This is a genomic window from Hymenobacter elongatus, assembly GCF_004745955.1.
GTDB classification, from domain to species: domain Bacteria; phylum Bacteroidota; class Bacteroidia; order Cytophagales; family Hymenobacteraceae; genus Hymenobacter; species Hymenobacter elongatus.
In genome coordinates this window covers 15,224-30,434 of sequence record NZ_SRLD01000005.1, presented here as the reverse complement: position 1 = coordinate 30,434, position 15,211 = coordinate 15,224, and the positions used below count along the sequence as shown (strand labels likewise).

The 15,211-nt window shown below is 60.7% G+C and carries 12 protein-coding genes; 8 read left to right on the top strand and 4 right to left on the bottom strand.

Annotated features, from left to right (window positions below; translation table 11 throughout):
- Positions 1–2: 2 nt before the first annotated feature.
- The 3 genes from E5J99_RS03900 to E5J99_RS03890 all read right to left on the bottom strand — a co-directional run bounded on the left by E5J99_RS03900 (position 3) and on the right by E5J99_RS03890 (position 4,557).
- Positions 3–503: a hypothetical protein gene (locus E5J99_RS03900; protein WP_135496408.1), complete on the bottom strand. Its 501-nt coding sequence runs from the start codon at positions 501–503 to the stop codon at positions 3–5.
- 200 nt (positions 504–703) lie between these two features.
- Positions 704–1,933, bottom strand: coding sequence for a PepSY-associated TM helix domain-containing protein (locus E5J99_RS03895; RefSeq protein ID WP_135496407.1), 1,230 nt, complete (start codon positions 1,931–1,933; stop codon positions 704–706).
- A 119-nt stretch (positions 1,934–2,052) separates the two neighbouring features.
- The gene (locus tag E5J99_RS03890; RefSeq protein WP_135496406.1) at positions 2,053–4,557 is read right to left on the bottom strand and encodes a TonB-dependent receptor; all 2,505 of its coding nucleotides are present in this window, start codon (positions 4,555–4,557) and stop codon (positions 2,053–2,055) included.
- A 229-nt stretch (positions 4,558–4,786) separates the two neighbouring features.
- Here E5J99_RS03890 and E5J99_RS21135 point away from each other — a divergent pair, with 229 nt between their 5' ends.
- The 5 genes from E5J99_RS21135 (at position 4,787) to E5J99_RS03870 (ending at position 9,031) form a co-directional block, all read left to right on the top strand.
- Positions 4,787–4,945, top strand: a complete 159-nt coding sequence (locus tag E5J99_RS21135) for a hypothetical protein (RefSeq protein ID WP_167851967.1) — start codon at positions 4,787–4,789, stop codon at positions 4,943–4,945.
- 67 nt (positions 4,946–5,012) lie between these two features.
- The gene (locus tag E5J99_RS21995; protein ID WP_135496405.1) at positions 5,013–5,339 is read left to right on the top strand and encodes a dioxygenase family protein; all 327 of its coding nucleotides are present in this window, start codon (positions 5,013–5,015) and stop codon (positions 5,337–5,339) included.
- Between the two features lie 13 nt (positions 5,340–5,352).
- A complete protein-coding gene (locus E5J99_RS21990) occupies positions 5,353–5,760 on the top strand; it encodes a dioxygenase family protein (RefSeq protein WP_167851966.1) in 408 nt (135 codons plus the stop codon).
- A 187-nt stretch (positions 5,761–5,947) separates the two neighbouring features.
- Positions 5,948–6,307 carry a winged helix-turn-helix domain-containing protein gene (locus E5J99_RS03875; protein WP_245318698.1) on the top strand — a complete coding sequence of 120 codons (360 nt, stop codon included), beginning with the start codon at positions 5,948–5,950 and terminating at the stop codon, positions 6,305–6,307.
- A gap of 66 nt (positions 6,308–6,373) precedes the next feature.
- Positions 6,374–9,031 carry a TonB-dependent receptor gene (locus tag E5J99_RS03870; protein ID WP_210114402.1) on the top strand — a complete coding sequence of 886 codons (2,658 nt, stop codon included), beginning with the start codon at positions 6,374–6,376 and terminating at the stop codon, positions 9,029–9,031.
- A gap of 74 nt (positions 9,032–9,105) precedes the next feature.
- Here E5J99_RS03870 and E5J99_RS03865 read toward each other — a convergent pair whose 3' ends face one another.
- Entirely contained in the window at positions 9,106–9,747 is a 642-nt protein-coding gene (locus tag E5J99_RS03865; protein ID WP_135496403.1) for a CatB-related O-acetyltransferase, read from the bottom strand.
- 297 nt (positions 9,748–10,044) lie between these two features.
- Here E5J99_RS03865 and E5J99_RS03860 point away from each other — a divergent pair, with 297 nt between their 5' ends.
- From E5J99_RS03860 to E5J99_RS03850, 3 genes are all read left to right on the top strand, one after another.
- Complete coding sequence (locus tag E5J99_RS03860; protein ID WP_135496402.1) at positions 10,045–10,830, top strand: S1/P1 nuclease; 786 nt, start codon at positions 10,045–10,047, stop codon at positions 10,828–10,830.
- Between the two features lie 350 nt (positions 10,831–11,180).
- Entirely contained in the window at positions 11,181–13,808 is a 2,628-nt protein-coding gene (locus E5J99_RS03855) for an MGH1-like glycoside hydrolase domain-containing protein (protein ID WP_135496401.1), read from the top strand.
- A 469-nt stretch (positions 13,809–14,277) separates the two neighbouring features.
- Positions 14,278–14,982 carry a dienelactone hydrolase family protein gene (locus E5J99_RS03850; RefSeq protein ID WP_135496400.1) on the top strand — a complete coding sequence of 235 codons (705 nt, stop codon included), beginning with the start codon at positions 14,278–14,280 and terminating at the stop codon, positions 14,980–14,982.
- The last annotated feature ends 229 nt before the right edge of the window (positions 14,983–15,211 follow it).

The window sequence follows — 15,211 nt, the reverse complement described above, 5'->3', positions numbered from 1 at the left end:
CCCTACAGGCTGCTGTCGAGCTTGGTGGCAAATGCCAGTACGTCGGCCAGGCTGGTACCGGCGGGGCCGGAAACATCAACAAACAACCTGTCCTTGTGCATAAAAACGAGGCTGTAGACGTTGTTTACCGGGTCGTGGCGGCTGATGGCCTGCTGCCCGGCGAAGTCTACCTTTTTCTGGGTGGTGAGGTTAGCCGTTTCCGCCGTGGCGGGCGGGCTGTCTTCTGTGGCCACGGGTGCCATGTAGGCCATCATGTACTTGCCGGCCCCCATTTCCCCGGCGCAGTCCGTAATGTTCACTACAAAGGCTGCGTCCGGCTGCTTTTCGTATTTCGCACTGGCAATCTTGCCCACGACATTGCTTAGCTCCACTGCACTGCGCTTGAGGCCCTCAACCTGCTCAGGGAGCAGCTTTTTCATCTCCTCGTCGGTGAGGGGCGTAAGGTTCTTGAGTTTATCAAGCTTGTCGATACCGGCATCGAAACTTGCGGCGGTGGCGGGCATATTATCCGCCGGAACTGCCTCAGGGGCAGTATTCGCAGTCTGCGCTGGGGTGTCGGCCGCGGGGCTGGAGCTACAGGAGGACAGTAGGGCCGAGGCCAGCAGTGCGGGAAGCAGGAAGTGTTTTTTCATAAGGGGATTTTGGCCACCAAGGTAAGCTGAATAGCTGATCTTGCGCCAAAAAGTGCTCTATATATGGGTTATTAGCTATTAACGGCCACGCGCTGCTTCGTCTGTTTCTTCTGGGCCTTACGTAGCCGGCTCAGCCACATAATGACGCCGGTAACAGGAAACGTGGTGCCCAGAAGGCACACCACCAGCGCCAGTACTTTGGAAGGCAGCCCGAAAATGGCCCCCGTATGCACCGGCTTGAAGGTGCGTCGCACGCGCTGGCCCAGGTTGCGGTCCTCGAAGTTGAGCTTACCCAGCGGCTGCCCGGTATATTGATCAATATAGAGCTCATCGGTGGCCCCTTCGTAGGCGGCCGTGGCGGCCGCCACAACGACCCGCACAGCTTCGGTCGAGTCTTTGGGCAGCGACACGCTATACGATAACGCGCCGGGCACCTGCTGCTGCGCCACCGCGTAAGCCTGGTCGAGACTCACGGTTGTGCCAGCCGGGCTCAGCGCCGATTTGGGCGCTTCGGGCCCCTTGGGGTCGGAGCGGGTGATGGTGTAGATGCCATCATTGAACCACTCGAACGACCAAGCCAGCCCGGTGAAGGCAAACACGAACAGGAAAAGCCCACTGTAAAACCCCAGCACGATGTGTAAGTCGTGGGTGAGGCGCTTCCAGCTGGCGTCCCACTTCACCGTCAGGCGCTGCCGCACGGCCTTGCGCGAAGCGGGCCACCACAGCACGAGGCCGGTGCCGATGATACAGAGGAAAAACAGCGTACTGACGCCTACCACCAGCTTGCCGGCCGCCCCACCGACCATGCCACGGTGCAGGGCCATGATGGTGAAGAAAAACGTGTCGCGGTAGGTGACTTTGTCGAGCACCGCGCCGGTGTAAGGATTTACGTACACTTTCGGCCCGCCACCTTCGCCGCCGCCTTTGGAGCCAGCCGCTTTTTCGCCCTTTCCTTTAGGAGTGCCCTCCGCCTGAGCCGATGGGGCTTTGTCGGGACGGCCGCCCTCCGGCTTCGGGGCACCCGCCAGGCTTATTTCCACCGTACGGGCCGGATCGGTGTAGATTTTTACGCCCGTCACCTTCGCCTGCGCGTCAGTCGCCTGCACGGCGGCCACGAGCTGAGCCAGTGGCAGGCGCTGCTGGGTAGTGCCGGGCGGTGCCACGAAGAACCGGGCGGGGTGCCAGGCTTGGTCCAGCTCTTTTTCGAAGACCAGCACGCCGCCCGTGAAACAGACGATGGCAATGACCAAGCCCGAAGCCAGGCTCAGATACAGGTGAATATTTCGGAACAACGTTTTCATACAACGGGGGTTTCTGATGGGCGGCAACAAGCCCGGGAGACTACCAGTTGCAGCTGGCAGCTACCGGGCTTGGGGCACTCACTCACTCACTCACTCACTAAATTATGCCGCACTCACTGTTACAGCTGGTAGCTGGCCGTGGCCGAGAAGTTGCGGGGCGCAATCGGGTTCACGCTGTTGTCGTCGTGCACGTTGTAGCTAAGCTCATCGAGCAGGTTGGCCAGCTTCACGCGCAGCGAAAACCGCTCGTAGCTGTAGCCCAGCGAAGCATCGAACTGCACGTAGTTGGGCACCGCAATCAGCTTGAAGGGGTCGGTGCCCGTGGGCCAGGGCTGGCCATCGGCCGGGTTTACTTTGCGGTTGTTGCGCCCCGCCAGCCGGTCGCCCACGTAGTAGGTAGTTACGCCGGCACTCAGGCCGCGCAGGAAGCTGTTGTTGCCGAATGCACTGCCGAAGCTGTACAACATGCTTAGGTTGGCCGTATGGGCCGGGTTGTAGCGCAGGCGGCTGCCTTTGTCATACAGGGTGCTGTTCGTGTAGGCCGTGTTGTTGTAGCTGTAGCCCGCAATAAACGAGGCCCCGTACACCGGCTTGCTCTGCACATCCACCTCCACGCCCTGGCTGGTTACCTGCCCGGCCAGCTCCTGGGGGTTCGTTTTGTTGGTAGCCGTTGCGATGCGCGAATCGTTGGGTAGCACACTCTGCACCTGGTTGCTGTTCACGATGCGATAGGCCGTTACGTTGGCCGATACGGCTCCTTTGAACAAGTCATTTTTGATGCCGACCTCATACTGGTCAATCAGCGACGGTACCAACGGCTTGCCATCCAGATCGAAGGCCGTGGCGCTGGTGTTGGGCACAAACGAGTTGGCGTAGGACGCAAAAAGCGCCGTGGTCTTAACCGGCTGGTAGACTACGCCCAGACGGGGCGAAAAGGCCTGGGCGAAGCGGCGGGGATTTTCCAAGAGCCCGCCTTTTTTGGCATTTGCCACCGTGGGGTAGTAATAGATGTCGCTGGGCGTCTCCTGGTAGGTCCAGCGCAGGCCGGCCAGTACTTTTACTTTCTCCGACAGGCTCAACAAATCCTGGGCGTAGAAGCCGGCGCGGCGCGTATTGCCCTTCGTGTAGGTATTCCGAATCAACTCCTGGAAACCCGTCAGGCGCTCCCCAGGCTGCGCCACTACCTTATTGCGGTCCAGAATGTTGATGGCGTCGAAGGCTGTCACAGCGGTAGTCGGCCTGGAGGGCGACGCCGGCCCCGTGTAGGCAATAGAGGTAGTCTGATACTGGTCAGCATCGGCCCCCAGCAGCAGCGTGTGCTCCAGGAAACCCGTGCTGAACTTGCCCGTCAGGTCTACCTGGGCCAAAAAGTAGTTCTCGGCGGTTTGGGTGCGCTGCAGGCTGCGCGTCAGGTCGCCGTAGGAGGCGGGGGCAAAGCTGGCCACGGGGCGCGTGGCACTCCGCAGCTCATTGTCGTAGCGCTGAAAGCCGACTACCGTCCGCAGCTGCCAGGCGTCGTTGAGGCGGTTGGCGAGCGTAGCAGTCGTGCTAGTCTGGTGGGTGGCGTTTTTTGCGCCGGGCACGTTCAGGAAGCGGCTGCGCGAGGCTTGAATCTCGTAGTTAATGGCCCCGATGCCAAAGTCGGGCGTGCGGGTGTCGCGCAGGTAGTCGCCTTCCAGCACCAGTGTTGTTTTGGGGTTCAGCTCAAATAGTAGCGAAGGGTTCACATACATCCGCTCCGCCTGCACTTCGTCGCGGTAGCTGTTCGCCTTTTCGAAGGTGCCATTCAACCGGAAAGCCACTTTTTCGCTGTTGCCCACGGCGCCGTACACGTCTACCAGTGGCTTCCAGAAGCCGACGCTGCCCACGCGCAGGCCCACCGAGCCGCCGCGCTCAAACTGCGGCTTTTTGGTTACCAGGTTCAGCACGCCGCCCGCCGAAACGTTACCATACAGAATAGCGGCGCTACCTTTCAGCACTTCCAGGCGCTCCAGCGAGCTGGCTTCCGGCATAATTCCATTATTAAAACGCACCCCGTTCTTAAAGGTGTTGCTGCTGCCGTAGGCGAAGCCCCGGCTGGCCAGCTCTTCCTGCGTGCCGCCGGTAGCGCCCATCACATACAGGCCGCTGGTATTCACTACCGCGTCGCTCAGGCGCAGCACCTGCTGCTGCTCCAGCACCTGCCGCTCAATCGTAATGGCGCTCTGGGGCAAATCGAGCGGGGCAATGGGCATCTTGCTGATGCTGGCGGGCCGTTGGTTGAGCGAGCGGGCCGCCACGATTTGCACCTCGGCCAGCTCGTGCTTGTTAATAAGGAGCGTAATAGTCGGGACCGTTGTAGTGGTGCCGGTGGTTACGTGCACCGCCGTTTGCTGCGTTACGTAGCCCAGGCCGCTGATGTGCAGCAGCTGGGTACCCGCTTCCGCTTTCAGCCTAAAGGTGCCATCCGCCGCGGTGTTGACGCCGATGCCGGTTTTTTTCAGGCTCACCGAAATATTCTCCAGCGGGGGGCCATCGGCTCCCACGAGCTTGCCCACAAGCAAGCCGCTCAGCGTTTGGGCCCGGCTGGCAGCGGGGAAAAGTAGAGTCAGAAGCAGCAACGAAAGGAGTAGGAAGCGACGCATAACGTTATTTAGAATGATTAAACTTAAGGCAAAAGTGTGTCTTGTTTAGACTCTGTCCAAATAAAACTTGATTTTTTTAGAATAAGTCTAAATAACGTTTGGGAGTAGCTTTGTTCTTTAGACTCGGCGGGAAGCACGAAAGCTGGCTTTTGTGTTGCAGCCCAGATACCGGCCAAACCACTCAACCAGCATCTGGTACACGTTGGTCGTTTAGCACTTTGCTCGTAGTATGAACCTGCACGATATTCATAAAACCGCAACCGCCTTCTCCAAAACAGAGAAGATGCCGGTGCTTTTCGTGGGCCACGGCTCCCCGATGAACGCGCTGGAAGACAATAGACTTGTTCCTGAATTAGGAACCGATGCTAACATTCGGCTGTCATGCTGAGCTTGTCGAAGCATCTCTACCGCAATGCTAAGTACCACTGCGGTAGAGATGCTTCGACAAGCTCAGCATGACAGCCTTTTTGTGTTTCGCTTTATTCAGGAACAAGTCTAATGCCTTCACTCGCCACCTCAGGCAGCTGGGGCACCGGCTCCGGCAGCCTCACGCCATTCTGGTGGTATCAGCGCACTGGCTCACGCGGGGTACTTTTGCCGGCCTCAACGCCCAGCCCGAAACCATCCACGACTTTGGCGGCTTTCCGCGGGAGCTGCTTGCCGTGCAGTATCCGGCACCGGGCGCACCTGCGTTGGCCCGCTCCATCATCGAGCACGTGGCCGAGGTGCACGGGGGCCCTCGACCACAGCACCTGGACGGTACTGCACCACCTGTTTCCTGAAGCGAATATTCCGGTGTTTCAGCTGAGCCTGGATGTCGCCAAATCGATGCGGGAGCATTTCGACCTGGCCCGGCAGCTGCGGTTTCTGCGGGAGCGGGGCGTGCTGATCGTTGGTAGCGGCCACATTGTGCACAATCTGCGCCAGAGCATGCCGAAGCTGATGATGGGCGACGCGACGCCCTACGACTGGGCCACGGAATTTGACGAGTGGGTGAAAGCAAAGATCGACCAGCGCGACTTTGCCAGTCTGGTGAAATATCAGCAAGCCGGCCCCAGCGGTCCGCTATCGGTGCCCACTACCGACCACTATCTGCCGGTGCTCTACAGCCTGGGCCTCGCCGAAGAAGACGAGCCCATTACCCACACCTTCGAGGAAGTGAGCTACGGCGGGTTAAGTATGCGCACGTTCATGGTCGGGTGAGCGGGCCGACAGTATGGTAGCGCAGGTATATGCTCAGCGCAACGCCGCTTCTGGTTGCGTTTGCATGGTTGCCGGTCATCGTATCAGTGCCCTAGTGGCCAAACGGTGCGGACGTGGTGACGGGAGGAGTCGCTGCCTCATCCTGCATCGGCGGTAGCAACCTGGCTTTTTCCCTAAGATTGCAGCCATGAAAGAGCTGCTGCATTCCGACCTGACCTTTCGCCTGAATGGCCGCCTGTGGCTGGAAGGCCCCACCGACCGGTTTATGGGCATCGGTCGGCTGGAGCTGCTGGAGAAAATTCACCGGCTGGGCTCCATTTCGAAGGCTGCCCAGGAAATGGAGATGTCGTACAAGCGGGCCTGGGATTTGGTCAGCTCCATGAACCAGCAGGCGCGCCAGCCGCTGGTGAGCACTCAAACCGGGGGCAAGCGCGGCGGCGGGGCCGTCGTTACGGCCGAGGGCCAGCAGATGATGCAGGAGTTTGAGGCCCTGCAGGCACGATTCCGCGCGTTTCTGGACGCCGAAACCGCCCGGCTGCTGCACTAGCTGAGAACCAGGAAAGGCAGATATCGTTATATTTCTGAAAATATAACGATATCTGCTGCTCATTACATGGTTATTTCTACGCCGCGTGTGCGCTCGTCGTTAGGCAAGATGAGTACGCTACTTGCCTCATCTGCGTTGAGCCTGCTGCCCGTTGGGCATCTGGCCGCGCAGCAACGCGTGCCGGCCAGCGGCCAGCGGGCCGGCGTGGCCGATACCGTGCGCCGGGTGCAGCTGAGTGAAGTGGTAGTGGCCGCCTCGCGGGTGGAGGAGAGTGTCTTACAGTCGCCGGTGACGGTGGAGAAGCTCAACGCCCGCGCCCTGCGCCTGACGCCCGCCCCCTCGTTTTTCGACGCGCTGGACGGCGTAAAGGGCATGCAGGTGCTGACGCCCAGCCTGGGCTTTAAGGTGCTGAATGCCCGGGGATTTTCGAATACCACCAACGTGCGCTTCGTGCAGCTCGTGGATGGCATTGATAATCAGGCCCCCCACATCGGCGGGCCGATTGGCAACGCGCTGGGGCCGAGTGATTTGGATATTGCCGGCGTGGAAATAGTACCCGGCACGGCGGCGGCGCTGTATGGGCTCAATGCCATCAACGGGCTGGCCAATTTCAGCACCCGCAACCCGTTTGGATCGGAAGGTCTGAGCGTGCAGCAGAAAACCGGCGTCAACCATGTGTATGACCGCAACGTGGGCGCGCAGGCCTACTCCGAAACCAGCGTGCGCTATGCCAACGTGCTGACGCCGCAGCTGGCGTTTAAAGTGAACGGCACTTATACCCGCGGCTACGACTGGATGGCCGACGACCGGAGCGAGCTGAACCCCAACGGCAACGTGACGACGGGCCTGTTTGGCGACGAGAACCCGGCCCGCGACCCGGTCAATAGCTACGGCAACGAGTCGTCGAACCGCATTGCGTTTCGGCGGAGCGGCAAAACCTATTCGGTGGCCCGCACCGGCTACGAGGAGCGGCAAGTGGTAGACTACCGCCTGCAAACTATCAAGGCCGATGCGGCAGTGCACTACCGGCCCAGCGCCCGCACCGAGCTAGCCTACACCTACCGCGTGGCCGTGCTCGACAACGTGTATCAGCGTTCCAACCGCTTTCAGCTTCAGGACTACGAGTTGCAGCAGCACGCCCTACAGCTGACCGGCCCCATCGTGCAGGCCCGCGCGTACCTGACCCGCGAAAACACTGGCAGAAGCTACAACCTACGGTCGATGGCCGAAAACCTGGACCGCAGCTACAAGCCCGACGCCGTCTGGATCAACGACTACGGCAAGGCCTACGACGAGGCCATTGCCGCCAGCCAGAGCGTGGCGCAAGCTCATCGGGTCGGCCGCACCTTCGCCGATGCGGGCCGCTACCAGCCCGGCACTACGCTATTTCGGCAGAAGCTGGGCGAGCTGCAGAACATCAACAACTGGGACCAGGGCGCGGCCCTGCGCGTGCGCGCCGACCTGGCGCACGCCGAGGCCCAGGTGAACCTGGCCGAAGCGCTGCGGCCGGGCGGGCAGCGCTTGCTGCCCACCGCCCTGGACCTGCGCGCCGGAGCCGACCACCGCACCTATATCATTCAGCCCGATGGAAATTACTTTATCAACCCCGGGAAAAACCAGGACCCGTACAGCCGCCTGACGTACGGCAAAACCGGCGGGTTCGTGCAGGCCGGGGCGCGGCTGCTGGGCGAAAAGCTGCGCCTGACGGCCACGGTGCGGACCGATAAAAACGACTATTTCGCCGTCAAATTTAATCCGCGCGTCACGGCTGTGCTGTCGGCGACGCCGCGGCAGAGCTTTCGGGTGAGCTACCAGAGCGGCTACCGGTTCCCGAGCTTGTTCGAGGGGTTTTCTAACGTGAATAGCGGCCAGGTAAAGCGCATTGGGGGCCTGCGGGTGATGTCGGATGGTGTGTTTGAGAATAGCTACCTGCGCAGCAGCATCGACGCACTGAACACTGCCGTGGTGGCGGCCGTGAATGCCAATACCTCGACAACCATGACGCCGGCCCAGAAGCAAAGCCAGGCTATTGAGCAGAATAAGAACCTATTGCGGCGCAATCCTTATACCTACCTGCGGCCCGAGCAGATCAGGTCCTTGGAGCTGGGCTACAAAGCCGCGCTGCTGCCCGGGGGCCAGCTGGTGCTCGACGTAGATTTCTACTACAACGCCTACCGCGACTTTATTGCCCAGGTGGAGGCGTACGTACCCAAAACGAACAATCCCGATTCGGCTGCCATTTACCTCACCACCCGCGCCACCCAAAACCGCTACCGCCTCTGGACCAACGCGCAAACCAAGGTCTACAACTACGGCGGCTCGCTGGGGCTGCGCTACGACTTGCCGGGCGGCCTGCTGGCCGGAGCCAATGCCACCTACGCCCGCCTGGACCGCACCGAGTCGGGCGACGGCCTGGAGGACGGCTTCAATACCCCGCGCTGGATGTATAACCTGAGCCTGGGCCACGAAAACGTGTACCGCAACCTGGGTGCTGGCCTGGCCTACCATTGGCAGCAGCGCTACTTTTCCCAGACGTTTCTGGTGAGCGGCACGGTGCCGGCCTACCACAGCCTCGACGCGCAGCTGAGCTACACCGTGGCCCGGCCGGAGCTGCGCTTCAAGCTGGGCGCTACCAACGCGCTGAACCGCTACTACACCACATTTCTGGGTGGGCCCAGCGTGGGCGGGCTCTATTATCTGTCGGTAACCGGCACCGTGAAATAGGCCTGGCAATCGGCCCGGCCGCGCTATATAGCGGTGGCAGTCGGGTGCTGTGGGGATGCGTAGGGGCGGCTGTGCTACTCGCACCGTTCCAGCGCGTCGAGGTCGGTGGCATTGAGGAGCCGCAGGTTGCGGGTGATTTTTTCGGCGTCCCAGTGCCACCAGGCCAGCTGGTTGAGGCGCGCTACCGTGGCGGCATCGAAGCGGTGGCGGAGCACTTTGGCCGGATTGCCGCCTACAATGGCGTAGTCGGGCACGTCGGCCGTTACCAGGGCCTGCGTGGCAACAATGGCCCCGTTGCCGATGCGCACGCCGGGCATAATGGTGGCCGCGTGCCCCAGCCAGACATCGTGGCCGATAATGGTGTCGCCTTTGGATGGATACTTTTCGCGCACGTCCACACCCTCGACAATGCTCTCCCAGCCGTGGCCGAAGATGGCGAAGGGAAACGTGGATAGGGGGCCGGTTTCGTGGTTGCCGCCGTTCATAATGAACTGCACGCCGGAGGCAATGGCGCAAAAGTTGCCGATAATAAGTTTGTCGCCGATGAAGTCGAAGTGGTAGCGCACGTTGCGCTCGAAGTTGAGCGGGTCCTCAAAGTCGTCGTAATAGGTGTAGTCGCCCACGATGATGTTGGGGCGCGTGATGCTGTTTTTGAGGAATACCAGCTTGTGATGGTGCGGTAGCGGGTGTAGCGTGCTGGGAGTGGGGCCGGTCATGAGCAATAAATCAAGTAGGAGAGAGATGTTAGCTGCGGCCAATAACACCGGCAGGGCGTGCAACTGCAAAGGCCTGTCGGTGTTATTGGCCGCCGGGCTGCTTCCGGTGGGCACAGTCGCCCCGCAAAAAAAGGAAGCGGCCGGCAAACTTCCAACCGGCTACTGCCGGGCGTAGCAGCCGGAAAGGAGTAGAGCCAACGCTGGGCAGAGTTCTGGCTTTCGTGCTACTTTTGTGGTTTGCTCGCCCTCCCAACGAATTCCCGCCAAAGCGACGGTGTCGCCTATTTTTCTTTTTTTATGATGCTGAAGAAGTGTGTTGCCCTGGTTTGCCTGAGTGTGTTGCCCTTTAGCCTCATGGCCTGGGGCGTGCAGGGCCACCGGGTTATCGGTAAGATTGCCGAAAACCATCTGACCAAAAAAGCCAAAGACCAGATTGCCCTGATGCTGGGCACCGAGCGGCTGCCGCTGATAACGACCTGGGCCGACGAGGTGCGCTACTCGCCCGAGTATGCCTCTACCGCGCCCTGGCACTTCATCAACACGGCGCTGGGCTTGCCTTTCGAGCAGTATACGGGGGTGGTAAAAGCCCTGCAGGAGCCCAACGCCTACCTGGCCCTGACGCAGAACCTAAAGGACCTGAAAGACCCCAGCAAGACCAAGGAGCAAAAGCTGGTGGCGCTCAAATTCGTGGCGCATATCGTGGGCGACGTGCACCAGCCCATGCACGTGAGCCGCGCCGAAGACAAGGGCGGCAATGCCATTACCGTGAAGTACCAGGGCAAGGATACGAACCTGCACAGCCTCTGGGACAGCGGCTTGCTCGACTACGAAGGCATGACCTACTCCGAGCTGGCGGTGCTACTCGACAAGCCCACGCCGATGCAGGTGCAGCAGTGGCAGAAGGACGACATCACCAAGTGGCTCTTCGAGTCGTACACCATCAGCCAGCAGCTCTACGCCGAAACCGAGAAAAGCGCGGAGTTCGACTACAAGTACGTGCCGGCCCATTTGCCCACAGTGGAAGACCGCCTGCTGCAGGCTGGTATCCGGCTGGCCGGCGTCCTGAATGCCGCGTTCAACTAGAGATTTCAGAACCCTCGTTTGCCGAAGCCGCTCCCGCACGGGAGCGGCTTCGCTGCTGTAGGGCCGCAGTGCTGCGTTACCGATGCCCTGTGTCTGACAGCCCCCGTGGCAGGAGCCGCGTTGCGGTACCGGCTTGCACAGCCGCCCGCAGCTTGCCACGGCTAGCGTGGCTTCTGTTTAACAACCCTTCTCCCCAAAAAGCAGTAGGGCAGAACTTCATTTGGCCAGCCGGATGCTTCTACTGAGAAGCCATCTGGGCTGTGGCCGCGCCCGAGTGGGGCACGACGCTCTGAAGGCTGACCGCTTATATGCGGGCGGCCGTATATTCAGGGGCCACGAGCAACCTCCCTATGACGCAGGAACAACTACGCTTAGCTGAAAGCAACGCCGATACGGCTGCCTGGAAGAAATTTGGCCCCTACCTCACCGAGCGGCAGTGGGGCACCGTGCGCGAAGACTACAGCCCCGATGGTAGCGCCTGGGACTACATCAGCCACGATATGGCCCGCAGCAAGGCCTACCGCTGGGGTGAGGAAGGCCTGGGCGGCATCTCCGACGACCAGCAGCGGCTGTGCTTTGCCGTGGCGCTCTGGAACGGGCAGGACGAGATTTTGAAAGAGCGCCTCTTCGGCCTCACCAATGGGCAGGGCAACCACGGCGAAGACGTGAAGGAGCTCTACTATTACCTCGACAGCACGCCCACGCACTCCTACATGCGCATGCTGTACAAGTATCCGCAGCGGGCATTTCCGTACCGCAAGCTGGTGAAGGAAAACGCGCGCCGCACGCGTCAGCAGCCCGAGTATGAGCTGCTCGATACCGGCATTTTCGACAAAAACCGCTATTTCGACGTGTTCATCGACTACGCCAAGGCGGGCCCCGATGATGTGCTGATCCAGATAACGGTGCATAACCGCGGCCCCAGAAAAGCGGCGGTGCAGGTGCTGCCCCAGCTCTGGTTTCGCAACACCTGGAGCTGGGGCCACGATGCCACCCGCCCCACGCTGCGCCCCAGCGGCCCCGGCGCCGTGGCCGCCGAGCATACCGCCCTGGGCCGCTATCACCTCTACTGCGACCCGGCGGCGGAGTTGCTGTTCTGCGAGAATGACACCAACGGTGCCCGCCTCTACGACCTGCCCGCCGGGGGGCGGCACTTCAAGGATGGCATTAACGACTACGTGGTGAACGGCGACGCGGCGGCCATTAACAGCGAGCAGCAAGGCACCAAAGTGGCGGTCCGCCACGCGCTGGTGCTGCAGCCGGGCCAGTCGGAAACGGTGCGCTTGCGCCTGAGCCAGGCGGCTCATGACATGCCTTTTGGGGATTTCGACGCGGTTTTTGCGGCCCGTAAGCGCGAGGCCGACGAGTTCTACGACTGTGTTCAGGAAAACCTGCCCCCGGACCCCGACGCCCGCAACGTGCAGCGGCAGGCATTTGCCGGCATGCTGTGGAGCAAGCAGTACTACTATTACGACGTGACGCAGTGGCTGGCCGGCGACCCGGCGGTGCTCACGCCGCCCAAGCAGCGGGCTCAGGGCCGCAACAGCAACTGGCGCCACCTCCACAACGCCGACATTATCTCGATGCCCGACAAGTGGGAATACCCGTGGTACGCGGCCTGGGACTTGGCTTTTCACTGCATTCCGCTGGCGATGGTCGATGCGGAATTTGCCAAGCAGCAGCTGCGCCTGCTCACGAAAGACTGGTATATGCACCCCAGCGGCCAACTGCCGGCCTATGAGTGGAACCTGAACGACGTGAACCCGCCGGTGCACGCCTGGGCCACCTGGCGCGTGTATCAGATGGACAAAAAGCTGCACGGCGGCCAGGGTGATGCCACTTTCCTCGAAGCCGTGTTCCATAAGCTGGCGCTGAATTTCACGTGGTGGGTGAACCGCAAGGATAAAAGTGAGCGGAACATCTTCGAAGGCGGCTTTCTGGGCCTGGACAATATCGGCGTATTCGACCGCAGCTCCCCGCTGCCCACCGGCGGCTTCATCGAGCAGAGCGATGGCACGAGCTGGATGGCCATGTTTGCCCTGAACATGATGCGTATGGCCCTGGAGCTGGCTAAAACGAACTCGGTGTACCAGGAAATGGCCGGCAAGTTTTTCGAGCACTTCCTCTACATCGCCGATGCCATGACCCACGGCGGCGACGGCGAATTCAACCTCTGGGACAATGAGGACGGCTTTTATTACGACGTGCTGCATACCCCCGATGGCGTGCGGACCAAGCTCAAGGTGCGTTCTATCGTGGGGCTTATTCCGTTGTTTGCGGTGGAAGTAGTGGAGCAGGATCTGTTGGATGCCATGCCCGAGTTTACGGCGCGGGCCCGCTGGCTGCTCGAACACCGGCCCCACCTGGCGAAGCTGGTGAGCCGCTGGGAAGAGCCGGGCAAGGGCGCGCGCCACCTGCTGGGCCTGCTGCGCCGTCCGCGCCTGAAAAAGCTGCTCACCCGCATGCTCGACGAAACAGAGTTTTTGTCGGAATATGGCATCCGGGCCATGTCGCGCTACCACCTCGAGCACCCGTATGTGTTCAGCACCGACGAGGCTGATTTTGCGGTGCAATATGTGCCCGGCGAGGCCGAGTCGGGCATGTTTGGGGGCAACTCGAACTGGCGCGGCCCATTGTGGTTTCCCATCAACTACCTGATCATCGAATCGTTGCAGCGGTTTGATTTCTACTACGGCAACAACTTCAAGATAGAATATCCCACCGGCTCGGGCACGTATCTGAACCTACAGGAAGTGGCGGCGGCCCTGGCCGGCCGCCTCACCAAGCTGCTGCTGCGCGACGAAAACGGCCGCCGCCCGGCTTTCGGCGACAACGAAAAGCTGCAAACCGACCCGCACTTCAAAGACAATCTGCTCTTTCACGAATACTTCCACGGCGACGACGGTCACGGGCTGGGAGCCAGCCACCAAACCGGCTGGACGGGCTTGATTGTGCGCCTCTTGCAGATGCGGGGCTAAGGTGAGCTGGCCGACCAAACACTGTGTAAGGACCGGTAGCAAGCCAATTGCCGAAGGCTGAGCGTGAGGTCTATCGGAATTTTCAACCGGCTGCTACCGGGCAGTACTTGCGTCTTGCCACGGGCTCATAGTAGAAATAGCCGGAGGCAACCCCGAAGAAATGCTCGATTCTCACCGCCGCTCCTAGTGATGAGCAGATACGCCGCAACTTTACTCCGCTTGACTACACTGTGTGAACAGCCAGCAGAAAGAACGTCATGCTGAGCTTGCCGAAGCATCTCGCTTGCCATAGTAAATCATTTTACCATACCACGCGAGATGTCTCGCGCTGCTCGACATGACGTTCTAGAAAGGCAAAATACGTCCCCAATCGCTACTGTCTACACCGCCTAGCCACCGCCGCTTTGGACAGAACAATACACCGCCCACCGGCTTTAAAAAGCGCTCTTTTACCTACCTCAACCACTTCATGAGCTACCCCAACGCCGTTGCCCTCACCGCTGCTGACAGCACCCAGTTCAACGCCTACACGGCTTTTCCGACTACTGCGGGCCCGCACCCCGGCATTATTTTGTTGCAGGAAGCCTTTGGCGTGAATAGTCATATCCGCAATGTGGCCGACCGGCTGGCCGAGACCGGATACGTAGTTATTGCCCCCGAGCTGTTTCACCGCACCGCTGCGCCCGGCCTGGAAATTTCCTACAGCGACTTTGCCAGCGCTATGCCGCACTACCAGGCTACTACGCCCGAAGGCCTGACGGCCGATGTGCAGGCGGCGTACGATTGGCTCGGGGCCCAGCCGAACGTGACGGATAAAATCGGCAGTATCGGGTTTTGTCTGGGCGGGCGCGTGTCGTTTCTGGCCAATGTCGTGTTGCCGCTGGCGGCGGGCGTATCGTACTACGGTGGCGGCACGCACCTGCTGGCCAGCCGGGCACCGGAGCTGCACGCGCCTCACCTGTTTTTCTGGGGCGGGCAGGATGCTCATATTCCGCAGGAGCAGGTGCTGGCTGTCACGGCTGCGCTGGATGCCGCCGGCAAACCGTACATCAATACCATCATTTCCTCCGCCGACCATGGGTTTCATTGCGATGAGCGGTCGAGCTACAACCCGCAGGCCGCCCAGGAAGCCTGGGCCCTGACGCTGGCTTTCCTGCACGAGAAGCTACGGTAGCCGCGAGCATGCGCCGCGTGTTTAGGAACCGATGGAAACCTGGTCTCCGACCTGCTCCAGCGGGCGGGCAGGCAGCCGAAGCCCTCGGTCAACTTCGGAAGATGCTTCAGCTGCCTGGATTCTGGACGAAGTACGCTGTACTTCTATAGCGGTTTTACGAAGAATGTCCCAGCGGATCGTAGCGCGAACTTTGTAGTTCGCGTCTCAGAACGATCCTTTGGCGCGGGGA